General features: G+C 30.9%; 22 protein-coding genes. 15 read left to right on the top strand and 7 right to left on the bottom strand.

Annotated features, from left to right (window positions below; genetic code table 11):
• Nucleotides 1–4: 4 nt before the first annotated feature.
• Nucleotides 5–1,642, bottom strand: coding sequence for an amidohydrolase (locus U8307_RS11440; RefSeq protein WP_326907998.1), 1,638 nt, complete (start codon nt 1,640–1,642; stop codon nt 5–7).
• Between the two features lie 23 nt (nt 1,643–1,665).
• On the bottom strand, nt 1,666–3,051 hold the full coding sequence (locus U8307_RS11445; RefSeq protein ID WP_326907999.1) for an APC family permease: 1,386 nt from the start codon (nt 3,049–3,051) through the stop codon (nt 1,666–1,668).
• Nucleotides 3,052–3,318: 267 nt separating this feature from the next.
• Between U8307_RS11445 and U8307_RS11450 the strand changes: the two genes are divergently transcribed.
• Nucleotides 3,319–5,325, top strand: coding sequence for a sigma-54 interaction domain-containing protein (locus U8307_RS11450; RefSeq protein ID WP_326908000.1), 2,007 nt, complete (start codon nt 3,319–3,321; stop codon nt 5,323–5,325).
• A 30-nt stretch (nt 5,326–5,355) separates the two neighbouring features.
• Nucleotides 5,356–6,801 carry a serine hydrolase gene (locus U8307_RS11455; protein WP_326908002.1) on the top strand — a complete coding sequence of 482 codons (1,446 nt, stop codon included), beginning with the start codon at nt 5,356–5,358 and terminating at the stop codon, nt 6,799–6,801.
• 116 nt (nt 6,802–6,917) lie between these two features.
• On the opposite strand, the gene U8307_RS14625 is transcribed toward U8307_RS11455, so the two are convergent.
• The gene (locus tag U8307_RS14625; RefSeq protein ID WP_442985522.1) at nt 6,918–7,040 is read right to left on the bottom strand and encodes a hypothetical protein; all 123 of its coding nucleotides are present in this window, start codon (nt 7,038–7,040) and stop codon (nt 6,918–6,920) included.
• Nucleotides 7,041–7,396: 356 nt separating this feature from the next.
• On the opposite strand from U8307_RS14625, the gene U8307_RS11460 reads away from it, so the two are divergent.
• The 9 genes from U8307_RS11460 (at nt 7,397) to U8307_RS11500 (ending at nt 15,151) form a co-directional block, all read left to right on the top strand.
• On the top strand, nt 7,397–7,972 hold the full coding sequence (locus tag U8307_RS11460; protein ID WP_326908004.1) for a GDSL-type esterase/lipase family protein: 576 nt from the start codon (nt 7,397–7,399) through the stop codon (nt 7,970–7,972).
• Between the two features lie 396 nt (nt 7,973–8,368).
• Nucleotides 8,369–8,878: a flavodoxin family protein gene (locus U8307_RS11465; RefSeq protein ID WP_326908006.1), complete on the top strand. Its 510-nt coding sequence runs from the start codon at nt 8,369–8,371 to the stop codon at nt 8,876–8,878.
• On the top strand, nt 8,875–9,510 hold the full coding sequence (locus tag U8307_RS11470) for a hypothetical protein (protein WP_326908008.1): 636 nt from the start codon (nt 8,875–8,877) through the stop codon (nt 9,508–9,510). The genes U8307_RS11465 and U8307_RS11470 overlap by 4 nt, the downstream gene beginning before the upstream one ends.
• A 63-nt stretch (nt 9,511–9,573) precedes the next feature.
• Nucleotides 9,574–10,044: a VOC family protein gene (locus U8307_RS11475; protein WP_326908009.1), complete on the top strand. Its 471-nt coding sequence runs from the start codon at nt 9,574–9,576 to the stop codon at nt 10,042–10,044.
• Between the two features lie 135 nt (nt 10,045–10,179).
• A complete protein-coding gene (locus U8307_RS11480) occupies nt 10,180–12,897 on the top strand; it encodes an S-layer homology domain-containing protein (RefSeq protein WP_326908011.1) in 2,718 nt (905 codons plus the stop codon).
• A gap of 215 nt (nt 12,898–13,112) precedes the next feature.
• The gene (locus U8307_RS11485; protein WP_326908014.1) at nt 13,113–13,652 is read left to right on the top strand and encodes a prolyl-tRNA synthetase associated domain-containing protein; all 540 of its coding nucleotides are present in this window, start codon (nt 13,113–13,115) and stop codon (nt 13,650–13,652) included.
• 62 nt (nt 13,653–13,714) lie between these two features.
• Nucleotides 13,715–13,927 carry a nitroreductase family protein gene (locus U8307_RS11490; protein WP_326908016.1) on the top strand — a complete coding sequence of 71 codons (213 nt, stop codon included), beginning with the start codon at nt 13,715–13,717 and terminating at the stop codon, nt 13,925–13,927.
• Between the two features lie 11 nt (nt 13,928–13,938).
• Nucleotides 13,939–14,424: a nitroreductase family protein gene (locus U8307_RS11495; protein ID WP_326908018.1), complete on the top strand. Its 486-nt coding sequence runs from the start codon at nt 13,939–13,941 to the stop codon at nt 14,422–14,424.
• A 187-nt stretch (nt 14,425–14,611) separates the two neighbouring features.
• Nucleotides 14,612–15,151 carry a phosphoribosyltransferase family protein gene (locus U8307_RS11500; protein ID WP_326908021.1) on the top strand — a complete coding sequence of 180 codons (540 nt, stop codon included), beginning with the start codon at nt 14,612–14,614 and terminating at the stop codon, nt 15,149–15,151.
• A gap of 39 nt (nt 15,152–15,190) precedes the next feature.
• Here the strand turns inward: U8307_RS11500 and U8307_RS11505 are convergent, their stop codons facing one another.
• The 3 genes from U8307_RS11505 to U8307_RS11515 form a co-directional block, all read right to left on the bottom strand.
• A complete protein-coding gene (locus U8307_RS11505; RefSeq protein WP_326908023.1) occupies nt 15,191–16,525 on the bottom strand; it encodes an MATE family efflux transporter in 1,335 nt (444 codons plus the stop codon).
• A gap of 176 nt (nt 16,526–16,701) precedes the next feature.
• On the bottom strand, nt 16,702–18,033 hold the full coding sequence (locus U8307_RS11510; protein ID WP_326908024.1) for a GntP family permease: 1,332 nt from the start codon (nt 18,031–18,033) through the stop codon (nt 16,702–16,704).
• A 48-nt stretch (nt 18,034–18,081) separates the two neighbouring features.
• The gene (locus U8307_RS11515) at nt 18,082–19,104 is read right to left on the bottom strand and encodes a ketopantoate reductase family protein (protein ID WP_326908025.1); all 1,023 of its coding nucleotides are present in this window, start codon (nt 19,102–19,104) and stop codon (nt 18,082–18,084) included.
• Between the two features lie 302 nt (nt 19,105–19,406).
• Here U8307_RS11515 and U8307_RS11520 point away from each other — a divergent pair, with 302 nt between their 5' ends.
• From U8307_RS11520 to U8307_RS11535, 4 genes are all read left to right on the top strand, one after another.
• Nucleotides 19,407–20,255 (top strand): 3-keto-5-aminohexanoate cleavage protein, encoded by an 849-nt coding sequence (locus U8307_RS11520; RefSeq protein ID WP_326908026.1) that lies wholly within the window; start codon nt 19,407–19,409, stop codon nt 20,253–20,255.
• A gap of 22 nt (nt 20,256–20,277) precedes the next feature.
• Entirely contained in the window at nt 20,278–20,694 is a 417-nt protein-coding gene (locus tag U8307_RS11525; RefSeq protein ID WP_326908028.1) for a MaoC family dehydratase, read from the top strand.
• A 210-nt stretch (nt 20,695–20,904) separates the two neighbouring features.
• Nucleotides 20,905–22,287, top strand: coding sequence for a sigma-54 interaction domain-containing protein (locus U8307_RS11530; RefSeq protein ID WP_326908030.1), 1,383 nt, complete (start codon nt 20,905–20,907; stop codon nt 22,285–22,287).
• Between the two features lie 200 nt (nt 22,288–22,487).
• Nucleotides 22,488–23,948, top strand: a complete 1,461-nt coding sequence (locus tag U8307_RS11535; protein ID WP_326908032.1) for a Na+/H+ antiporter NhaC family protein — start codon at nt 22,488–22,490, stop codon at nt 23,946–23,948.
• A 33-nt stretch (nt 23,949–23,981) separates the two neighbouring features.
• On the opposite strand, the gene U8307_RS11540 is transcribed toward U8307_RS11535, so the two are convergent.
• Nucleotides 23,982–25,109, bottom strand: a complete 1,128-nt coding sequence (locus U8307_RS11540; RefSeq protein WP_326908034.1) for an ABC transporter ATP-binding protein — start codon at nt 25,107–25,109, stop codon at nt 23,982–23,984.
• Nucleotides 25,110–25,116 lie beyond the last annotated feature (7 nt).

Below are 25,116 nucleotides of genomic sequence, written 5' to 3' on the forward strand. Positions count from 1 at the left end.
TTTACTATGCTTCATAAACCTTTTTACCATCTAAATATGTTGCAACTACTTTTGTTTCGAGAATTTCTTCGTCATTTTGCAAGTTAAATAAATCTTTGTTAAGTACTATGAAATCTGCTAGTTTATCAACTGATATTGAGCCTTTGATTTTTTCTTCCCTTGAAGCATATGCTCCTTCGATTGTATATGCTTTTATTGCTTCATTCATACTTATTTTTTCTTCAGGAAGATATATCTTTTTATCATCATTAGTTATATTCTTTCTAGCAACAGCAGAATAAATATTAGGCATTGTATTAAAAGTTTCTACAGGACAATCTGTGCCGAAAGAAGCGTGAATACCCTTATCAATCATGGTTTTCCATGCATATGATGTTTCAGCAAGTTCATTTCCAACTCTTTCTCTTACTATATTCATGTCATAATCTATGAAAATTGGTTGAATAAGTGCTAATACATTAAGTTCTTTTAATCTATCTAATAACTTTTCATCAGTTATTTGACAGTGAACAATACCATGTCGAGGATTATGCTTTGGTGCCATTTTCTGTGCGTATTCTATTGAATTAAGTGACATTTCAATTGCTTTGTCACCAATTCCATGTATTGCCACAGGACAATCATTTTTATGAGCAAGAAGTACCAACTCATTTAATTCATCCTGTGTAAATGTTTCAATGCCTTTTGTTGAAGGGTCGTCGTTATAAGGTTTTCTTAAAGCTGCTGTTCTAGCTCCTAAGGAACCATCGCTTAGAAGTTTAATACAATTTACACGATACTTATCATTACCACATCCGAATTTGTATCCTTCATCAAAAAATTTCTGAATCTCTGATGTTTTTTGCAACAAACACTGTTCACCAATTCGTATGTTTAAATTATCTGACTCATTTAGCTCGCGAAATGCCTTGAATAAAGTATTATAATCGCTGTTTTGAATATATCCTATGTCATCTGATTGTACAGATGTCAAGCCCTGTGACAAAGCCTTATATTGAGCATCATAAATTATATTTTTAAGTACATCTAAGTTTAATGTAGAAATATTAGCTTTAATAGTATCTAATAAATTTTCCTTGATTACACCGTTTGGTTCACCATTAGGCAATGTTTCAGCAAGATTTCCGTACTTTGCAGCTGTTTCTTTATTAAGACCTACTAATTTTAGAGCTGCTGAGTTTAAAACTCCAATGTGAAAACAAGCACGCATTATTAATGTGGGAATATTACCTGTTATGTCATCTAAGTCAAATTTATTAGGGAATCTTTTTTCATCAGTAAAATAATCATGATTCCAGCCTTCGCCTTCAATCCAGGATTTATCATCAGATTCACGCTTTGACAAGCTCTCCTTAAGACGCTTTTTAATTTCTGCAATACTTTTTGTACCGACTAAATTTACACTTCTCATGCTTTTTGCGAAATGAATGAAATGCATATGAGAATCATTAAACCCAGGTAATACTAAATGTCCTTTTAAATCAACTTCGTTATAATTGCTGTTAATTTGTTTTAAATAATTCTTTGCTTCTAATTCAGCTCCAACATAAATAAATTTATTATCATTAACTATAAAAGCATCTGCTGTAGAAACATTTTCATCCATTGTATGAATTTTTCCGTTTTTATATAAAGTTTTCAAAATCTCCTCCTAATATATTTAAATTATTCTGCTGTTTCTTTCTTTAGTTTTTTATCAAAGTATAAGTAAACAAAACAGCCGATGGCAGGAACAACAAGGCCTATCAATGCAGTAATAGGGTCTTCAATTAATGTGTTAAGCATTAAGCCTATAAAAATTAAAACTGTGATAATTACTGTTGTAGGGTATCCCCAAATTTTATAAGGTTTATCCAATTTAGGATACTTTTTGCGATAAATAATAACGGCAGCAATAACCAATACATTAAATAGCATACCTGAGAATACAACCATTGAAGTTAGCTGGTCGAGGTTTCTGAACAATACCAGTGCAATAGATATGATACACTGACTGATAATTGATATATGAGGAACTTTATAAACAGGATGAGTTTTTCCATAACTTTTAAAGAAATGACCTTCCTTTGCCATAGCATAGTAATTTCTTGGGAAAGCAAGAATCATACCGTTCAATGAACCAAACATTGATATTAACATTCCCGCTAAAACTATTGTGCCGCCAATATTGCCAAAAATTCGTTTAGCAACTTCGGTTCCCAAATAGTAATTGCCGTCATTAATCATTGTTACAATTTCATTATGGGGTATAACTTTAAAAATTGCAAAATTAAATAAAGCATAGATTAATGTGATTGCAGTTATTGTAATAATAATTGCAAGGGGTAAATTTTTCTTAGGGTTTTTTATTTCTTCTGCAACATTATTTAAGTTAGTCCAACCTTCGTATGCCCATAGAGTTGCAACAGTTGCAAATGCTATCATTCCTATTATTTCTGAAAGACCTACATTGCTTCCATCAGCTGGAGCTAAGCTTAAATCAGGTGTTTGACTTCCAAATGCAAAGGCACCAATCATTATAATAGCAATAGGTATTAGCTTAGCCACCATCGATATATTCTGCAATATAGAAGCTTTTTTTACACCAAAGTAATTATAGATAGATAAACCAATAATTAATCCAATAGCAATAATTTTTATTGCAATGTCACTTAAACCAACAAAAGCTCTCAGCGCAGTAGGCAAAGCAATAGCCACTGCAGCAATTGAACCTGCACCGCTTATTAGCCAGCTTGTAAATCCGAATAAAAAGCCTGCTATTGGATGATATGCTTCATTTAAATAGACTACCATACCTCCTGCTACAGGTCTTGAAGCACCTAATTCGGCAAAACAAAGACCACCAAGCAAGGAAACGATTCCTCCGATAATCCAACACAATAGTGATAGTCCCATGCTCATACCGGTTCTCATCAATACATAGGATCCAAGATAAAATATTCCTGAACCTATCATGATGCCACCAATAATGCTTGCACCACCGAACACGCCAATTTCTTGCTTAAATTCAGACTTGTTCGGCTCAGTTGTACTAGTTTCGTTTTTTCTCATTTTTCATTTCTCCTTCATTATAGATTGATATTTTAAATAACAAAATAAGTTTAAGCAAATTTTATGCCAATAATATTTAAAGTTTAAATGATTAGAAAGGCTTAAGTTTAAATCAACTATTTTTGTATTCGAAGATTAATAAGACAAAAGAATAAATAATCCTTATATAATCCTATTAAATAAATTATTAGCCTATTAATTTATTAAAAATATGTTATAATAGGACGTGTTAATTCATATTAGTAATCTTTGGAGGACAGAATTTTTATGAAGACAGTATTAATGATTTACAATAACAGGGAAAATTGGACTGTAATTGAGTATTTAAAAGGCTGTATAGAATCTATTTTTGAAAATTATGTACAGGTTAACAATGTGTTTTTAAATGAACTTGGTGAATATGAAAAGATTGTAGGCGATATATATTTGGCTTTATATGAACAAATGGTATATCCTCTAAAAAAACATATTACTAATTTTAACAATGTTATTGTTATGACCAGGGGCATTAATAAGAAATATGTTAACGAAATTCGAAAGATGCCATGTAATACAGATATTTTGGTAATAAATGATTCATATGAAAGCACCATACAAACAACAAATACTTTTTATGAGCTTGGCATAAGTAATATTAATTTTATACCATATGAAAAAAGGTTAGATGTGAACAATTATTATAATAAAATTGATATTGCTGTTACAACAGGTGAAGTTGACTTGGTCCCAAAGTATATAAAAAAAACCATTAATATAGGATATCGGGAAATTGGCTGTGACACTATTATTAAGATAATGCAGAAACTGAGTTTGAGTCATAAACTAATAAACAGAAATATAATTAAGAATTTGAACGATATTGTTGAGCCGAATTTTAATTTTAAAAGAAATTATCTAAATAGCTATTTAAAAGGTGAAATGCTAAATGAAATGATTTCCAATTCATACGAAGGTATTATGTTGACAGACAATAATTATAATTTAGTTTATTCTAATAATAAATTGAATAATATTTTTAGTATTGAAGATAACTCTAATGATAAGAGTATAAAAAATTTTATGGATCATGAAATTTATAATTTAATAACAGGAGGTGAGTTTAAAAGTAAACTTATCAAAATAAATGAAGAAAACTATACAATTGAGAAGTCTCACGTTATGCTTATGAATCAAACCATAGGATATAATTTTATATTAAGAAATGAAAAGGATATAAGAAATTTAGAAATTGAATTAAATAACAATCTAATTAAAAAGGGCTTTTTTGCAAAATACAAATTTGAAGAAATAGTTTATAAATCAGACGTAATGATGCAATGCATCAGTATTTCAAAAAAAGCAGCTCTTTCTGATTATACCATAAATATTCATGGAGAAAGCGGCACTGGAAAGGAATTGATAGCCCAATCAATACATAATTTTTCAAATAGAAAAGCAATGCCATTCGTAGCAATCAATTGTGCTTCATTGCCTGAGTCCCTTTTAGAAAGTCAATTGTTTGGCTATGAAAGAGGAGCATTTACAGGAGCGAGTAAAAACGGGAAAGTAGGATTATTTGAACAGGCCGATACAGGAACTTTGTTTTTAGATGAAATAGGGGATATATCTCAAAATGTTCAAAGTCGGCTACTAAGAGCAATTCAGGAAAAGCAGATAATGCGCATAGGCAGTGATAGATTTATTAATATTGATGTAAGAATTATTGTAGCAACAAATAAAAATTTAGAAGAAGAAGTACGTAAAGGAAAATTCAGAAGTGATTTGTTTTACAGACTTAATGTGATTTCAATTGAAATACCTCCTCTTAGAGAACGAAAAAATGATATATTGCTACTTTTAAAAAAATTCTTAGGAACATCATATTTCAACGTGACAGACGAAGAAAAAAACGCAATTTTAGAATATAGTTGGCCAGGTAATGTAAGGGAATTGGAAAGTGCTGCAAGTTATTATATGACCCTAAATGAATTTCCTAAATGTATTTTTAAGACACAAAACAATAAATTAAAAAGTGATAATTTAAAAGACAATGAATTAGAAATATTAAAAATCATAAATGATAATACTAGTAGTTTTCATGGAATAGGAAGAACAAGCATTATATACGAATTAAAACAAAATAACATAAATATAAGTGATGTTAAAGTAAGAGCCATTTTGAAATCTTTAAACAAAAAAGGATATATAGAAACACTAAAAGGAAGATCCGGCAATAGAATTATGCAGCAAGGTAAAGATTATTTAATTTTTGGAACAAAAATTGCAAAAGAATAATTAATAAATTCATACTATTAGGAGGAAAAAATGGCTAAATTATCAGAAAAAGTAATTAAAACAATTGAAAATGAAATGAAATATTGGAGAATACCCGGTGTGTCCATAGCAGTTATAAAACATGGAAAATTGTGGGATTCGATGGGATTTGGATATCGAAATTTTGAAGAGAAGTTACAAGTAACTGCTGATACGCAGTTTGGAATTGCATCATGTTCAAAATCTATGACATCAGCACTTATTGCAATTCTTGTTGATAAAGGAATTCTAAAATATGATGAACCAGTAACAACGTATGCGCCTAAGCTTGTAATGTATGATCCTGAAGCAAAGTCAATGAATTTGAGGGATATTCTTTCACACAAAACAGGATTCGGAGCTCATGATGCTATTTGGCCAGGTGAAAGAAGCAGGGATGAGTTGGCAGTAAGTCTCAGATTCATTAAGCCATGCTCGAATTTCAGAGGTAAAGCAATTTACAGCAATGTTATGTATGCAATGGCAGGTTATGTTGCTGAATGTGCAACAGGAGAAACTTGGGAAAATTTATTGCAAAAATATATATTTAATTCCCTTAACATGAAGCGTACAAATTGTTCGGTTGATATTATGAAAAGAGATTTAAATTATTCTATACCTTATCGATACCGTAACGGCAAGGTAAATCCTCTAAAAATGTGGAATGTTGACTTGGCAGGTCCTGCAGCATCAGTTAATTCAACAGCAAATGACATGGCAAAGTGGCTTATGATGCAAATTAAAGGGGGAAAAGCAGAGGATGGCACTGCTTTAATTCAGACGGAGACATTTAAAGAAATGCATTCTGTTCAATCTCAATTTGAAGACTCAATTGGAATGGGAGAGGGTTTTTTCGAGTGCAATGATTATTCAATGGGATGGAAAAGAGGAAAATATAAAGATCATGCATTTTATAAGCATACTGGAAAGATAGAAGGATACAGCTCGATACAGGCATTTTTGCCAGAGGATGAAGTAGGAGTTGTAATACTTACAAATTTTCATTCACCGACAGTGCCATTCATGTATGGTGTATTATATACAATACTGGACGAGGTTTTAGGAGAAGAGTCTGAAAATTGGATTAAAAAATTCCATGGAGAAGAATTACCTAAAGAAGAAGAATATCTTGATTGTGACCTTAATTATATAAAGGAAGAACAAGTTTTTGGAACTCATCTATCTCTTTTGTTAAACGAGTATGTAGGCATATATTATGATAATGGGTATGGCAAAGTTAACATAGTTTTGGAAGATAATGTTCTTTACATGAGATACAGAGACATGAATCTTCCACTGAAGCATTATCATTATGATGTTTTTTATGTAGATGATATTTTAGCAGATACTATGACCATTACAGCGCCTGTAAGCTTTATAATAAAAAATGGAAAAGTAGAAGCGATAGCTGTTCGATTTGAGCCTATGGTACCTGATATAGTTTTCAATAGACGATAGATATTCTAAGAACAGTTAAAGTGAAAGGCTCCTCAAAGTAGGCTATATTTTCAAGGTATTTGTTTTTTATGTGTTGCAATTATTACCGTTAGATATGTACATAGTAGCCGCTGCCGCTAACGGCAGCTGACTATTTTTATGAGCTTCAAACCTAATTTATATTTGCCGTATTTATTTTTTTCTACATAATTTCTCGCATATAGTGAAGATAAGATTCTATGTACTGTTGTTTTGTGCAAATTAGTTTTTTCCGATATTTCAGAAACGACCTATTCCATTTTGTTGTGTAGATAGAAGTTCGATTATATCCAGAGTTCTTTCAATAACTTGGATACTGTTATTGTTATCTTTTATAACCATATTTCACAACTCCTCATTAATCGTCATATTTAGACTAAGTAAGCATTTTTTTATGTAATAAGCAATAATTTGTGGGTATTCAGGAAAAATTATGAACTTTACTATTTCAGGAAGTTCCTGGCAAATTTTATATTGGACAACACTATGGTGTGTGATATACTAATCTTATAGATTCTAAAGATAAAGAGTTTTTTATTAGATTGGATTTTACCAATAACAAGATTGTGAGGACAGAATGAAAATAGTTTGTTTGGGAGATAGTTTAACATATGGTTATATGATAAGAAGGTCTAAGATATGGACTAATTTATCACAGGATAAAACAGGGTTTGAAATTATCAACGAAGGAATATCTGGCGACACTTCTGGTGGGATGTTATGCAGAATCAAGCATTCAGTTTATGATAAAAATCCACAAGTAGTATTTATTATGGGAGGAATTAATGATTTAATAGCAGGAGCTGATTTGGGAGTTGTGACATCTAATATTATGTCTATGACACATCAGTCTTTAGCGAAAGCTATTTTACCAATCATAGGAATTCCACCAAAAATTAATATCGATAATATTCAAAAAAACTGGGCAGAATTTACAGATTTTAATAAGATAGCAGAAGAACATAATAAATATCATGATTGGGTTTTGGAATTCTGTAAATGTTTTAAAGTTAAATATATAGATTTTTACACAGAATTTGAAAAGGAAGCAGGAACTAATTTTAAGAATTTATTTTTGGATGGTCTTCATCCAAATGAGGAAGGCCATGAAATTATGGCGGAAATATTTTGTCGTCATATAACAGAGGAGTAATTGCACTCAGACATTTATTATAAATGATAAAAATTATAACTAGAGCACAATCAATAGAGTTTTTTTAAAAAGGTGTTAACTAATAGCAAAAAAGAAAATGAGCATTGAATGTGTCTTGCACTTCAATGCTCATTTTTAGTTATACGGTTTGGCACCAATATATACGTAATATAATTATTACATTTATTACATAATTAATCAAGAGGTAAATTTAATTGGTACCTGGTACAACTTAACTTTAATACACTAATAGAATAGAAATATTAGGGGATGAAAGATGGAAAACAACAATAAAAAGCTAGCAGCAATAGGTGTTCATTAGGAATCACTAAATATCTTGCAATTAACCAAAATTTGCCGTATTATCAAATATATAAACGAGAATGGAGTGGTGTGGTGAAATTATTAATTCATGATTTAAGGGAAGAAGATTCAAAAGAATTGATTGGTAGTAATGAAGATGTAAAAGTTATTTATGATAATAATACAATTCATAGTTGCATAGGGTGCTTTGGTTGCTGGATAAAGACGCCTGGTGAATGTGTTATTGATGATGATTACAATAATATGGGTGAATATCTGTCAAAATGCAATGAAGTGATTATAATTAGTAAATGTTTTTATGGAGGATATAGTCCTTTCATTAAAAATATCATGGATAGGAGCATTTCTTATGTGCATCCGTATTTTGAAGCAAGAAATAACGAACTGCACCATAGACGAAGATATGATAATCATTTTGATTTGAGTGTATATTTTTATGGCGAGAATATTACAGAAAAAGAAAAAGCAACAGCAGAAAAATTAGTTAAAGCAAATGCAGTAAATCTTATGTGCAATATCAAAGATGTAGTATTTTTAAAAGATATTAATTCTATCAAAGAATTAGAAGGAGTGACATTATGAAAATAGCTCTAATAAACGGAAGTCCAAAATTTAAACATAGTGCATCTGGAATTATTCTAAATTCAATAAAACCAAAATTGCAAGATAATAATATTATAGAAGAATATAATTTTAGAACAAATGAAATAAACAATGACGACTTAGAGCAGATATCAAAATGTAATGTAATTCTTTTTACTTTTCCTTTATATGTTGATGGAATACCTTCTCATTTATTAAGATGTTTATATCAAATGGAAAAATATTTTAGTTCTAATAAAAACAATGATATATATGTATATACTATTGTTAATATTGGATTTTATGAAGGAAAACAAGCTGCTATTGCAATAGAAATGATGAAAAATTGGGCTGAAAAAGCAAAATTAAAATGGAGTCAGGGAATTGGTATTGGTGGCGGAGGAATGATGTCAATGATTAGTAATTCAACTGACATCAAAGGAACTATGAAAGATGTACATATTGCATTGACACATTTAGCAAAAAATGTCTTAGCATGTAAAACGGCAGATGAAATATATACTTCGCCCGGGATACCAAGAATAGTATATAAAATTGGCGGTGAAATTGGCTGGCGTAAATCTGTTAAAAAGAAAGGTTTAAAAACGAAGGATTTATTTATAAAGAAATAGGAATTGCATATATTTTCTTTCTTATTTTTTATAAAAATTATAATTAAATTAATTGGAGGTATCATGAAATTTAAAAGTCCTTTATTGGTTGTAACTAACATTGAAAAATCAAAAGAATTCTATAAAGATGTTTTAGGATTAAAGGTTGTTATGGATTTTGGAGCTAATGTTACATTAACTGGTGGTGTTGCTCTGCAGACGATAGACAGCTGGAAGAATTTTATTCAGAAGGACAATGAAATTGTTTTTAGCGGAAATGACACTGAATTATATTTTGAAGAAGATGATTTTGATAACTTTATTGAAAAATTAAATAATCTTAAATTTATTGAATATGTGCATCCTGTTATAGAACATAGTTGGGGACAAAGAGTAGTTCGTTTCTATGATTTGGACAAACATATTATAGAAGTTGGGGAAAATTTGGATGCAGTGTGCAAGCGGTTTTTAAAGAGTGGACTTACAGCAGAAGAAACAGCTAAGAGAATGGATGTTCCTATTGACTTTGTTGAAGAAAGCATCGTAAAAAAATAATCATATACATAAATATATATGATAAATAATTTGATAAAGTTTTCAAAGATGATGGTGGCTTAATACATTTTACGACAAAGTTTATATAATTATTGTTATAAAATTGCATTAAAAAGCATGTAAAGGGGAGTAGATATGGAAAATATAATTAAAACTGCCAATGTAGCAATGTATTTCAAGAAAATTGTTTCATTACTGCTTGCATTGTTATTTATAACCTCATCATTATTAACACCATTTAACTTAGTGTATGCCGATGACAATGGTGAATTGATTATTAAGTCAATGACTCATTCGAAAGCTAAAAATATTGTAATTGATGGAACCAAGGTAAAAATAACACTACCATATGGATATGAAGCTGAAAGTGTTGAATTAAAAGACATTAAATATACGAATGACTCAAAATTCAAGTTAGTTGAATTGTCATTTCCATCAGACTCCGGCTCTAAAGCTTTAGTTGACGGACCATCTGTGATAATGGATGTTTCTTATTCTTATGTTGACAGAGCAGATGCAAAAAGATACAACACCCAGTATTATATTTATGTTAAAAGAGGAAGTGCACCTACTTTTTCCGGAAACATATCTAAGACAATAAACATTCCAAAGAAAATTGTCTTTGATGATGTAGATTTTACAAACATATATAAAACTAATGATGGAAAAGATATAGGATGGATTTCCATAGGCAAAGCATCAAATAGTTCTTTGGGAACTTTAATATTTGGAGGAAATAATTATACATCAAATACTAAAATAAGCATTCGTGATATTGATTTAGGCAAATTAGTTTTTGAACCATTGTTAAAGGGAACAACAGAATATACTGTTACAGCTTATGACAAGGATGAAAGAAAATATGGCAGTGTAAAATTAAGTATTAAAATTGATACTCCTGGAGCAGAAGTTACTAAATATAGTTTAGTACAGGATGAATTGTTTGAATTTAATTTAAATGATTTTGTAAATGCTTGTACAAAAACAGTAGGTGGAAAATTGGATTATATTATTTTCCCAAACATTCCTTCATCCTCAACAGGCAAACTTTATATAGATTATACATCGCCTGATATTTATGGTACTTTGATTGTTGCCGGAAAAGGTTACAATAAAACAAATATTCCTAAAATGTCCTTTGTCCCATATTCTAATTATTACGGAACATTCAGTATTGCATATGAGGGTTATAATGAGGCTGGAAATCTATTTACCGGCAAAATTGAAATAACGTATACTCAAAAACCAATAGATGCAGATTTGATAAAATATTCTACTTATGAAAATGTTCCTGTAAATTTTATTTCAGATAATTTTGCTTTAGAATGCAAAGAAACTACATGGAAAACTTTGGATTATGTTAAATTTAAGCTTCCGTCCAAATCAAGGGGAAGACTTTATATAAACTATGGTTCTTCTTCAGAATCAAGGGTTTCTGAATCTACTAAATATTACAGAAGGGATTTAGATAAAATTACTTTTGTTCCATATACAGATTATAGAGGTACCATAACAATTTCTTATGTTGGTTATAATGACGATGGGAAGTCATATACAGGAGAGGTTGAAATAAATGTAACTAGGCTTGTTACAGATGCTGATGATATTAATTATGAAACCGGGTCATATACTCCTTTGAATTTTGATGCAGATGATTTTGTCGATGAATGCTGGGAACATACGAGAAATGATCTTAATTATATCAAGTTTGCAATCCCTTCTTCTACATATGGAGTAATGTATGAAAATTATTCATCAGATACAAGATACAGTTCAAAAGTAACCAGTAGTGCAAAATATTATGAACGTGACTTAGATGATATCACATTTGTTCCGAATACGGATTACGAAGGTACATTTAAAATATTATATACAGGTTATAACAGTAGGGATAAGTTCTATACAGGTGCAGTTGAAATTACCGTTGACGAAGAAATTCCGGTTGCAAGTGCAATTAAAATTTCCACAAAAGAAGATACAAATATTACTTTTGACGATGAAGATTTTAATAAAGCAAGCAAAAATGCAACTGGCAAAAAATTAGACTATGTTAGGTTTTCTTTGCCTTCTACTAAAAATGGCAAATTATATTATAAATATATAACAGCAAATAAATATGACTCAGCAGTAGCCACAAGAACAAAATATTATTATGACCGTAAACCTTATTTAATGAATGTAACATTTGTACCTTATAGGGATTATCATGGTACTGTTAACATTGATTATACCGGTTATAACGTTTATGGTGATTCATTTACAGGAACTGTGAAGCTAAAAGTTATATCAATGCCTGAAACAGAAGGCTCATTGTATTTCAAGGACGTAACTAAGGATTATGCTTGGGCAGCTTCTCAAATTGATTATTTATTCGAACAAAGCATAGTAAATGGTACCGGAAATAGTAATTACAGACCTGAACAAAATATGACTAGGGGAGATTTTATGTTGATGTTGTACAGAGCATTGGATTTAAGTGCTAATACTAGAGGCAACTTTAGTGACGTACCTAAAGACAGCTACTATTATAAAGCAATAGCAACTGCAAAGTCCCTAGGCATCGCTAAAGGTTATGACAATTTATTCATGCCTAAGGAGGGAATAACAAGGGAAGATGCAATGGTTCTTGTAGATAGAGCATTGAAAACTCAAGGTAAAAAATTATCTACAGGAAAAGACGGCGACCTAAAAGCTTTTAAAGACAGAAATTCAGTATCAGATTATGCTGTTACTTCAGTTGCAACATTGGTTAAGGCAGGTATAATACAAGGAAATAATTCGAATCTTAACCCTGAATCATACATTTCAAGATCTGAAATGGCAGTAATACTATACAGAGTATTAGAACTATAAACCAACCAAATGGAGACTGTCCTTTTTCGGCCGAATTCGACTAATCGGGGACAGCTCTTTTTTATTGGTTATTATTTGAAGTATTTCTATATAGATGATATAATTTTAAAAAATATGATAAAAATATCAATAAAAGTTACTTAATTGAAGTGCAGAAAATGTGCCTTCATGGAAAAGTCACTGAATATTTTTATCATTTCGTTGGGGAGATTGTAATGGATAAATATGAAAGGCTATTCGATTCAAAGCCAGATAATAACAGAATTCGAAAGGAATTAGATACATATGAAGTTTTACAAAAATTAGAAATACCATTTTTAGGTATAGACCACGAAGAAGCAATGACAATGGAGGATTTGCAAGCGGTGGAAAAGGCACTAGATGTAAAGGTGAGTAAAAACCTGTTACTTTGCAATGCACAAAAAACAAAATTTTATATGCTTATAATGCCAGCAGATAAAAAATTTCTTACTAAAAATTTATCTAAGCAAGTAAATAGCTCCAGACTTTCCTTCGCAGATAGCGTATATATGGAGCGATTTTTGAATATAACACCGGGTTCACTAAGTATATTTGGATTGATGTATGATATGGACAATAATGTTCAATTAGTAATAGACAAGACTGTTTTAGAAGATGAATATTTTGCATGTCATCCATGCATTAATACATCCACATTAAAAATCAAAACATCAGATATAATGAATATATTTCTTCCTTTAACTAATCACGAACCAATAATAGTAGAACTATAATGATGGATGTCCACGTTTTACTCAACTTGATGAAGAAGGAAAAATTATATAAAGGAGAAGTAATGAAATTTCTGAAACCAATTACAGATGTAATTAAAATGAGAACATCCTGCAGGACATACGATACGCGGGGTATTGAAGAAGAGATTATTCAAAAATTAAATAAGTATATTGAAGAAATTAATTTAGAATCAAAAGACAAGGCTAGATTTATAATAATAAATTTAATAATTCAACTCAAAAACTCGGTACATATGGAGTTATTTCTGGGGTAAATTCGTTTATTGTGGGAATTATTAATAATGATAATCAGGATGTAGTTGCATTTGGGTATTTGTTTGAGAAGATAATTTTATTTGCAACTGATTTAGGTATTCAGACTTGTTGGTTAGGTGGCACATTTAAACGAGAAGATTTTTTATTGCGTATAAATCTACAAGATAATGAATATATCACTATAGTCTCACCTGTTGGCTACAAGAAAGGTAAACTTAGAATCTTTGAATCTGCAATGAGGTCAGTCGTTGGTGCTAACAATAGAAAACCATGGAGAATTATAAGAGATGATAATTTATATCATTTTTATCTTTGTAGAACAAAGGGTTATGGAGTAGCCAATTATGATATACAAAAAAATGATATTGGGATTGCAATGTGTCATTTTGAGCTTACTGCTAATGAGTTGGGGTTAGATGGAAATTGGCAGGAAATAAAAAATATTAATTTACCAGATGAATGGGAATATGTTATTACCTGGTCTGCAATAATGTAAATATTACGAATGGTCTTTGAGTGCTAAAATATATTGATGAGTAAGATTTCAGGTAAGGTATGATATTGACGAAGCTAATCCTTGGGTTAATAAATCTCAAGGATTTGTTGTTTTAAAATTATTAATTGAATAAGATTGTAATATTTGGTAATATAAGTATATTGAATTGAAATTAGGAGCGGTATGAATGAAAAAATATTCTATAGAGGTTGCAGGAGTAAAAAGAGAACTTCCTATTATTCGAATTAATGACAAGTTAAGTATAGCTAGCTTTGTTATAATAGGAGATACAGAAATTATATGTGCTTGTGCAAAGGAAATTGTCAAAATAATGCCTGATGTTGATATTTTAATAACTGCAGAGGCAAAAGGAATTTCATTGACATTTGAAATGTCAAGATTATTAAATATGAAAAAATATATAGTTGCTCGTAAAAGCATAAAACCATATATGGAGTCGCCAATTATTGATGAAGTAGTATCAATAACCACACAAAAGAAACAAGTATTAGTACTAGATAAAAAAGATGCTTTAGAGTTGAAAGGTAAAAGGGTAGCAATTATAGATGATGTTATAAGTACAGGCGAATCCTTATTAGCGATTGAAAGATTGGTTAAAGCCGCAGGGGGAATTGTTACTGCAAAGGCTGCAATACTTGCAGAAGGAAAAGCATCTAAGCGAAATGATATAATATTTTTAGAATCTTTGCCAATTTTTGAAGAATGAAGAATTAAGTGAAGTATGTAAACAATTTGATTAAATTGTTTACAATTTCTTTATACTTAAATAAAAGAAAGTAGCTGTTAACAAAAATGAAAAAAAATCCGCGAAAGGAGCAGCATATAGAAGTCCTTCTAAGCCCCATAATTTTGGGAATATTATAATTGCTGGTATTAATAGAATCAATTGTCTTGTTAGTGTTAAAAACATAGAGGACTTTGGTCTACCTATTGCCTGAAAAAAGTTTGCAGCAATAATTTGAAAGCCTACAACTGGGAAGCATAAGAACCAAGCAAATATTGCCGAGCGTCCGAATTTAATTAAATCCAGGTCTCTATTAAACAATGAAATTAACTGAACAGGGAACAATCTGGTAATTAAAAATCCAAAAGTTACAACTATGGTTGCAGCTTTTATGGCTAATTTTATTGCTTCCTTAACTCTATCATATTTTTGGGCTCCGTAATTAAAGCTTACAATCGGCTGAACACCTTGATTCAAGCCAATAATAGGCATAATAAGCAATGTTTGTATGCTGTTTATTACGCCCATTCCTGAAACGGCTATATCTCCGCCATATATAAATAAGCTTTTATTCAATGTCGCATTTAAAAGACTTGATGCTAATTGTAGCAAAAACCCTGGGAGTCCCAATACAGTAATTTTGCTTACTAAATTGAACTTAAGCTTCATGTATTTAGGTTTTAATTTATTTCTGCTTTGTTTACCAATGAAATATGAAACAACCCATAAAAATGAAAGTAGTTGTGAAATAATAGTTGCTAATGCAGCTCCTTTCATACCCATTCTAAAACCATAAATAAATACAGGGTCTAAAATAATATTAGTTCCTGCTCCTAAAAACATTGTGTACATTGCTAATTTTGGATTTCCATCAGCACGTATTAAATGATTCATACCGATGCTGACAATATGGAAGGGTGCTCCTAAACTAATAATCCTCATGTATTCCATTGAATAGGGAAGAATTGCTTCGCTGGCTCCAAATAAAAGAAGTATAGGTTTTAAATTTATCTGCACTATTGCCATGAGTAAAAATCCGGTTGAAATAAGCATTACAAAGGTATTGCCAAGAGTATTTTCAGCTTCTTCATAATTTTTTCTTCCTAAATTCATAGAGAAGTTGGTGGCACCTCCGACACCGAATAAAACTCCCATTGCTAGAAATATTATCATAATTGGAAAACCTATAGTTATTCCTGCTATTCCGTCAGTACCAAGTTCGGGGCTATTTCCTATAAATATTCTATCAACAACATTATATAAAGCATTAATCATCATGCCAACTATTGCAGGCACAGAAAATTTAATTAAAAGCTTTGAAATTTTTTCTTCTCCCAATGGATTGATGTAGTTCAATTTAGTCCTCCGTTTATGTAAATAATAACCACATTATACTATAAAATCTGACATATTAAAACAGGCAATTTAATTTTTAATTTCACCTACAACAAGACTGACCTTTTTCGAACAGTACTGTTTGAAAAAGGTCAGTCTTTGGTTTAAATGTTTCGTTTGTAAATTTTTTTTAAATATTACAGTAGTACAACAGCCATGAAGGTCGCAGCTAAAGTAACAATTAAAGGTATTAATACACTACATGCTAATACATGTTTATAAGCACTTTTATGGTTAAGACCAAGTACTGCAAACATTAAGAACAATCCTGGTGAATGAGGTAGTGTATCTAATGCTCCTGCTGAGAGACTTGTCAGTCTGTGAAGTACTTCGAAATTTGCACCAGAGTTTAGGAAAACCTCTGATAATGAACTGTACATAATTTTAAGACCACCTGACGAAGAACCTGTAACTGCAGAAACAACCATGGTAGCTACTATACCTTGTACATATGTATTAAGGTTGAGACTTAATACCCATTCTACAATCTTAACATATGCAACAGAGTTTTGAACAACAGTACCAAATGCAACAACGCCAGCTAAGCCGCCAATGCCACTAATACCACCTTCTAATCCTTTTGTTATGAGTGCTTTTATGTCCTTATCTTTAAACCTGTCAATATTTATTATAAAAGTAAGAAAAGCACCTATTAGCATGGCAAGAGTAGCAAGCATGGTTGAGTTCTTAACAAAACGACTTCCTATTATAATAATAAGTACGAGAGAAATCATAGGAATAAATGATTTCCATATAGATGGTAATAAATTTCGATCCTTAATCTCGTATTTATTAGAATCTCCTGATAAAGCAAATTCAGGAGATGACCAATGCTCTCCATTTTTTCTTGCTTTTTTTTCTGAATAGTTCATATAAAGCATAGCTAATGAAAATAAAGCTAACGTACAGATAATTCCCATAATAGGTGCAGCTGTGAGAGTTGTACCAAGATATTGAGTTGGTATTACATTTGTTAGAGCAGTTGATCCTGGCATAGTAGTCATTGTATAAGTAGCTGAACCTGTAATCAAACAAGCCATAGTTAGGTGACGTGGTATATCAGCTTCTTTGAACAATAAAAACATAATAGGAGCAACAGCGTAAACTACAACAAATAAGCTAACACCTCCATAGGTAAGTGCACTTATTATTAATGTACATACTAGAAGAACTTTCTTTTTACCAAACCAATCGATAAACTGGTAACCGATAGAAGTAGCACAACCAGAAACATTCATTAACTCTGCATATAAACTAGAACTAGCAAATAGTAAAAAATAACTTAAGTAAGCTCCAGTGTAACCTTGCATATAGTGAGTGGCAAAGCCTTCCCACACATCGATTCCATTAGAAATTATTACAACAAGTGAAGCAAGCAAAGTAAGGGGCAATGCTCCAAGACCTTTATACGCACCTATAATTAGAACAACTACAGATAGAATAAGGCCAATAACAGCAATAGTATTCATATATTTTCTCCTTTTTTTTGAATGATATTTTTAACTTCTCTTGTTAATTTAAAATTTAGGTATTTCGAAGAATCTAAGATTTTCCATACTTAATGGAAGTTCCTTGTTTTCTATTCCTTTAATTACTTTTACTACAATATCATTGAAAGGGGTTGGTATTCCAAGTTTTTTGCCTTGCTCAACAACAAATCCGTTTATCATATCAACTTCAGTCTTTTTCCCTTTCTCTAAATCTTGTAGCATGCTAGCTTTAGCTGTTCTTTTGTCTGCGTAGAATTTTTTGAAGCATTCTTGTGATTTTATAAAATCTTCCTCAGTATTAACTATACCAAAATCTCTCATATCCATACCCATTGAAGGTTCGAATTTAATACTTGACTTATCACAGATTTCTACTATTTCTTTTGCAATATAGCTTAAACAAGCACTTGCTTTTGGATTGTCAAGCACATCTCCAAAAATTGAACCTGTAACTGCTGACATTCCGCTCATACAACTGTTATAAATTAATTTAGACCAACGTGCACCCATTAAATTTTCTACTATGGTTACGGGACCCATATGCTCAAGTACTTTAGATACCTTTTTTATTCTGTCCGTTATTTTTCCATCAATTTCTCCAATATCAAATAATATATCTCCACAAGAAACATTTTGAGTAACTTCAGAAACACCAGGACCTACAAAAGTAGCTCCCCACAGGACTGTTCCACCAACAGTTCTGTTACCACCAATATAATCGGACACGCTATATTCTGGAACTCCATTTTGTAATGTACAAACTACGCTGTCATCTTTAAGAAATTCTTTAAGATGTGGAAGTGATTCAGCATTTGATGTCTGTTTTGTAAATAAGTATACTATATCATATTTTCCTTCCATTTGATTAGGTGTTATGGCTTTTACTGGAACAGTGAGCTTTTCACAACCAACAATTTGTGCTCCATTTTTATTCAGTGCATTAACATGATCAACATAACTGTCAATCAAATCAACTTCCTGTCCATTTTTTGTTAAGAATGCGCCTAAAACAGTTCCCATAGCGCCGCAACCGTAAATTGCTACTTTCATTATTAAATACCTCCAATATAATTTAATTTAATTCACGATATATTAAAAAGCAATTAACATGCCAAATTAAAAAAGTTGACTATTAGCTAAGCTTATAATTTTTTCAGCAAAAAAGTGTAGATAATTTAATCTATTTAATCTACAAAATTGATTAAATTATCTACAGTATCATAATGTTTTGAAAAGAACAAATCATTAATTGTTGTGAATCTGCAAGTTAACAAATCTGGCATAAATATTGCTTAAGTATAAATATAGACTTTAAAAAAGTTATAAATATTGAAATATTGGAGGAAAACATAATGAGTGATTTGCGTAACAAAAGAGTTATATCTGTAGCTATTACAGGTTCTTGGCCAACTAGAAAGGAGAATCCTAATTTATCAATTACACCACAGGAAATTGCAGATGATGTTTATGAATCATGGAAGGCTGGTGCAGCAATAGCACATATACATGTAAGAAATGACGATGGAACACCTTCTACAGATTTTAATAAATATAAGGAAACAGTGGAGTTAATAAGAGCAAAAAAAGACTGTGACATTTGCATAAATATAACAAGTTCAGGCAGTGTAGGTTTTGAAGATGATGAAAGAATGTACCCTCTTCAGCAGCTACTTCCAGAAATGGCTTCTTATGATTGTGGTACATTAAATTGGCAGCACAGGACAATATTTGAAAACAGTCCACAATTTTTAGAAAAACTAGGTTTAACATTACAAGAACATAAAATTAAACCTGAAATAGAAATTTTTCACGCAGGAATGGTTTATGAAGCATTATATTATTTAAAAAAAGGCATATTAAAAGCTCCACTTCATTTTCAATTTGTACTTGGATGTCCGGGAGGAATGACTAGTACTATAGAGAATCTTGTTTATTTAAAAAGTATAATACCAGAAGGTTCAACGTGGGCAGCTTGTGGTATAGCAAGCGGTCACATGCCAATAATGATGACTACTATTGCAATGGGGGGACATCTTCGTGTAGGAATGGAAGACAATGTAATGTATCATAAAGGCGTTCCAGCAAAATCAAACGCACAATTTGTTGCTAGAGCAAAAAGATTGCTTGAAGAAGCAGGGCTTGAAGCAGCAACGCCTGATGAAGCAAGAGAAATTTTAGGCCTTGTAAGGAAAGTTTACTAATAAATGATAGAGGTAAATAATTATGGTTGGATTAAAAATAGATGATTTGATAGTGGGGCAAAAAGCATTATATTCAAAGACAATTACAGAAACAGATGTATATTTATTTGCAGGAATAAGCGGCGATATAAATCCTGCTCATGTTAATAATGAATATGCTAAAGACACATTTTTTAAGGAAAGAATTGCTCATGGAATATTATCAGCATCCTTAATATCTGCTGTTATAGGCATGCAATTACCGGGTCCAGGAACAATATATGTATCACAAACACTAAAGTTTTTGTCACCAGTGCATTTTGGAGATACTATATCGGCAAGTGTTGAAGTGAAAGAGATATTAAAAGATAAAAATAGAGTTTTATTAAATACAAGTTGTAAAAATCAAAATAATGTTGAAGTTTTAGTCGGAGAAGCTATAGTTCTACCTCCAAAGTAACAAATTTTCCAAAATAAAATGACAAAAATATAAAAATTAGTCAAATTAATGTTTTATCAAAATATTTATAATACTGACCTCTAAGCTGACATTTTCGCAGATTGGAGGTTTATTATCTATACAAGCAATATAGATAATAAAAAAATGATATATAAAAAGAATGCAAAATGTGTTATAATTATTCTGCTACCAATTGATAAGGAGTATATTATGAGATATAACAAGAAGTTGCCATATTACGCTATAAAATCAATGTATTATACCATTGTCACAGATGAAAAAGGTTTGATAATGTTTTTAAGCAAAAATTATCAAGAACTATTAAACTTAGAGGAGGATGATTTCCTCGGAAAACATGTACAAGACATCATAGATAACTCAGAAATTCCTCGTGTTCTAAGAACCAAGAAAGAAGAGATTGGTAAATTGTTCACGATGAAAAATGGTGAAACTGTAGTATGCAATAGAATTCCAATTTTTGAAAATGATATACTTTTGGGAGTAATCAGTTCAGCAACATTCTATAATTTAAATGAAGTATCTAAATTGCATAAACAAATAGAAAATCTCAATAAGGAAAATATGGAGTATAAGAAAAAGTTATGTGAATTATACTCTAAACAAAAATTTTCTATAGATCAGGTAATTGGAAATTCTGCTAAGATTATGGATGTTAAAAGAACTGTTCAAAGATTTGCGAATTCAAATTTAACAGTTTTAATTACAGGCGAAACAGGTACTGGAAAGGAAGTATTTGCAAATGCCATTCATAAATTGAGTAGCAGAAGAAATGAAAATTTTGTAAAAATAAATTGTGCCGCTATTCCTAAAGATCTTCTTGAATCAGAGCTGTTTGGTTATGAACCGGGCTCATTTTCAGGGGCTAATAAAAATGGCAAGATGGGTAAATTTGAACTAGCTAAAAACGGTACGCTATTGTTAGATGAAATTGGTGAAATGCCACTTGCATTGCAATCAAAGCTTTTGAGAGTATTGCAGGAAGGTGAGATAGAAAGAATAGGTGGATTAAAAACTATTAAACTTGATGTGCGAGTTATTTGTAGTACTAATCAAAATATAGAGGAACAAGTTGAAAAGGGATTGTTTAGAAGAGACTTGTATTATAGAATAAATGTAATAGAAATTAAACTACCGCCATTAAGAGAACGTTTGGCAGATATTCAATTACTTAGTAAATTCTTTATAGAAAAAATAAATAATTCTTATGGATTAGGTATAACAGAAATAAAAAAAGATGTTTATGCACTTTTTAATGAATATGAATGGGTAGGAAATGTCAGAGAATTACAACATGTGTTAGAGCGCGCTTGTATTATGGCAGGAACAGGGCCATTAGAACTAGAACATTTTGATTTCTTATTATCTAAAATATATAAAAAATATGAAACTGAAGAGGAGCAATTAGCAAATAAAAGTGTATCTTTAAATAGTATTACTTCAGAGGTAGAAAAAGAAAACATTATCAAAGCACTAGTAGAAACAAATGGAAATAAAACATCTGCAGCTAAACTTTTAAATATAGACCGAAGCAGTTTGTATAATAAATTAAAAAAATACAGTATTGATTTTTAATTTGCGAACAAAAAATATTATATGTATTCTTATGGCGAACCATTACAATTCAGGCTTTAGTTGCCCTTTCTAAGTTATAAAGCCAGATATCAAGATTTATTATGCTTGAAATTACAAAATAGATATGTTACAATTCTATCTGTTAATTATTTAATTAACATACATTATATTTTGCATAATAATTTGAGAGGAAGGTATTTATGACATCATTATTAAAGTTATCACCAGTATTCCTAATGGCTGGATTAATGATAGCAAGCAACTTGGGAACGTTAGGACTTGATATTTTACAAATAGCACCGATTTCTGTTGTTTATGCAGCAATTATTGCTGCTATAACAGAAAAGATCAAATTTAATGATCTAGTTGATTCTGCAGTTAACAATGTAAAAGAAATGCAATTAGTATTTTTTATCTTAATGTTAGCTTATGCTATGGCAGAAGCTTTTATGTCAACAGGTGTAGGAGCTGCAATAATCAATTTAGCTTTAGGACTTGGAATATCTGCAAAAACGGTTGCAGTAACGGCTTTTATTATTGCTTCAATTCTTTCGGTTGCAACAGGAACTTCTTGGGGTACTTTTGCAGCTTGCGCTCCGATTTTTTTATGGCTAAATCATATAGTAGGTGGAAGCCCTGTTATTACAGTTTGTGCTATAGCTGCAGGAGCTTGTTTTGGAGATAATATTGGTTTAATATCTGACACTACTGTTGTTAGTTCAGGAATACAAGGTGTACAAGTAATAGATAGAATTAGAACTCAAGGTCCATGGGCACTTATATGTTTGGTTATTGCTGCAATATGCTTTTTATTAGTAAGCTTAGGTTTTCCAGCTGATGTTGGTAATGCAACTGATGCAATTAATGAGATTCCTCAGGAAGTTTTTGATAATTTGTTAGTAGAAAGACCTTCAGCAGTTGAATTGTTAAATCAGGTAAAAAGCGGAGTACCTATTTTTATGGTAATCCCTTTACTATTAGTATTAATTACTGCTATAAAGGGTATTCCAACTTTAGCTTGTTTAGGAGTTGGTCTTATTTCCTCATTGCTATTTGGTTTATTTGCAGGTACAGTTACATCAATTCGTGAATTTTTAGATTATATGATGACTGGTTTTGCAGATGCAGGATCATGGGTAATAGTTATGATGATGTGGGTAGGTGCTTTCGGAGGTATTATGTCAAAAATGCACGCCTTTAAACCATTGTCAGACTTTATAGCGAAAACTGCTAGAAATGTAAGACAATTAATGTTTGCAAATGGTATCTTATCAATAGTAGGAAATGCCGCATTAGCAGATGAGATGGCTCAAATTGTTACAATAGGTCCAATAATAAAAGACCTAACTGATGAAAATGTTGAAGCTAGTGAAGAAGATATGTATAAGTTGAGGTTGAGAAATGCAACTTTTTCAGATGCATTAGGTGTTTTTGGTTCTCAACTTATTCCGTGGCATGTATATATTGGATTTTATGTAGGAATAGCAAATGCTGTGTATCCATTATATAATTTTGTTACTTTTGATATTATTAAATATAATTTTATGGCTATAATAGCTGTAGTTTCAATTTTAATATTGACACTTACTGGATGGGACAGATTTATTCCATTATTTAAATTACCATCAGAACCTAATGTAACTTTGAAAAAAAGGGCATAGTTAAAGAACTTCACTGTCCCCAAAAAAAATGTTTTAAATTTTTTGGGGACTTTTTAATTCTAATAATGATATTTCTGTTTCTTTATCAAATATGTGTATTTTTTCAGGATTGAATGTGATTTTTAGGTTATCATTCATAGAGGAACTAGCCTCTGAATTAAATCTGGCAATAATTTTCTGATTACTATAGTCCATATATGCATAAATTTCTGAACCCATATGCTCATAGACCTCAACTGTTGTATTCAGAACGTCACTTCGGGTGCTATCGTCTTTAACTTCAATGATATTTTCAGAACGTATTCCCAGAACTATCTTTTTTCCAATATATTCATCTAAAATATTACTTTTGTATTTTACCTCAGATAATGCAAACCTACTATTATCAACCAGTGCATAATATCCTGTTTCATTTTTTTCTAATATAGCATCAATAAAGTTCATTTGAGGGGTACCAATAAAGCCTGCTACAAACATGTTACATGGAGATTCATATAGCTCTTGTGGTTTGCCTATTTGATGAATACTACCATCTTTCATTACAACAATTCTGTCAGCCATAGTCATGGCTTCTGTCTGATCATGGGTTACATAGACAAAGGTAGTTCCTACTTTTTTGTGAAGTTTTGCAATTTCAGTTCTTGTAGAAGCACGTAGTTTCGCATCAAGATTTGATAAAGGTTCATCTAATAGAAAAGCTTTTGGTTCCCGTACCATTGCGCGACCCAAGGCTACACGTTGTCTTTGACCGCCAGATAAAGCTTTTGGTTTTCTATTAAGCAAATGTTCAATTTCAAGTAATTTCGCTGTTTCCTTAACTTTTTTATCAATAACATTTTTAGGTTCTTTTCTTAAAGATAAAGAAAAAGCTAAATTTTTATAAATTGTCATATGTGGATATAAAGCATAATTTTGAAAAACCATAGCTATATCTCTATCCTTGGGAGCAATATCATTAATCAACTGTCCATCTATATATAATTCACCGTTAGTAACTTCTTCTAGACCTGCAATCATTCTTAGCACCGTTGATTTACCGCATCCTGATGGTCCAACCAAAACCATAAATTCCTTGTCTTCAATTTCTAGATTAAAGTTATTGACAGCTATAACACCTCCAGGATAAATTTTTTTGATATCTTTTAAAATAATGCCGCTCATAATCATT

This window comes from Sedimentibacter sp. MB31-C6 (assembly GCF_035934735.1).
In the GTDB taxonomy this organism is placed as follows: Bacteria; Bacillota; Clostridia; order Tissierellales; family Sedimentibacteraceae; genus Sedimentibacter.

Coding starts and splice junctions, on each gene's coding strand:
- U8307_RS11470 (WP_326908008.1), top strand. CDS start 8,875: ATGAAAATAGCTCTAATAAACGGAAGTCCAAAATTTAAACATAGTGCA.
- U8307_RS11515 (WP_326908025.1), bottom strand. CDS start 19,104: ATGAAAGTAGCAATTTACGGTTGCGGCGCTATGGGAACTGTTTTAGGC.
- U8307_RS11485 (WP_326908014.1), top strand. CDS start 13,113: ATGGATAAATATGAAAGGCTATTCGATTCAAAGCCAGATAATAACAGA.
- U8307_RS11475 (WP_326908009.1), top strand. CDS start 9,574: ATGAAATTTAAAAGTCCTTTATTGGTTGTAACTAACATTGAAAAATCA.
- U8307_RS11460 (WP_326908004.1), top strand. CDS start 7,397: ATGAAAATAGTTTGTTTGGGAGATAGTTTAACATATGGTTATATGATA.
- U8307_RS11500 (WP_326908021.1), top strand. CDS start 14,612: ATGAAAAAATATTCTATAGAGGTTGCAGGAGTAAAAAGAGAACTTCCT.
- U8307_RS11445 (WP_326907999.1), bottom strand. CDS start 3,051: ATGAGAAAAAACGAAACTAGTACAACTGAGCCGAACAAGTCTGAATTT.
- U8307_RS11520 (WP_326908026.1), top strand. CDS start 19,407: ATGAGTGATTTGCGTAACAAAAGAGTTATATCTGTAGCTATTACAGGT.
- U8307_RS11525 (WP_326908028.1), top strand. CDS start 20,278: ATGGTTGGATTAAAAATAGATGATTTGATAGTGGGGCAAAAAGCATTA.
- U8307_RS11490 (WP_326908016.1), top strand. CDS start 13,715: ATGAAATTTCTGAAACCAATTACAGATGTAATTAAAATGAGAACATCC.
- U8307_RS11455 (WP_326908002.1), top strand. CDS start 5,356: ATGGCTAAATTATCAGAAAAAGTAATTAAAACAATTGAAAATGAAATG.
- U8307_RS11530 (WP_326908030.1), top strand. CDS start 20,905: ATGAGATATAACAAGAAGTTGCCATATTACGCTATAAAATCAATGTAT.
- U8307_RS11540 (WP_326908034.1), bottom strand. CDS start 25,109: ATGAGCGGCATTATTTTAAAAGATATCAAAAAAATTTATCCTGGAGGT.
- U8307_RS11450 (WP_326908000.1), top strand. CDS start 3,319: ATGAAGACAGTATTAATGATTTACAATAACAGGGAAAATTGGACTGTA.
- U8307_RS11535 (WP_326908032.1), top strand. CDS start 22,488: ATGACATCATTATTAAAGTTATCACCAGTATTCCTAATGGCTGGATTA.
- U8307_RS11480 (WP_326908011.1), top strand. CDS start 10,180: ATGGAAAATATAATTAAAACTGCCAATGTAGCAATGTATTTCAAGAAA.
- U8307_RS11510 (WP_326908024.1), bottom strand. CDS start 18,033: ATGAATACTATTGCTGTTATTGGCCTTATTCTATCTGTAGTTGTTCTA.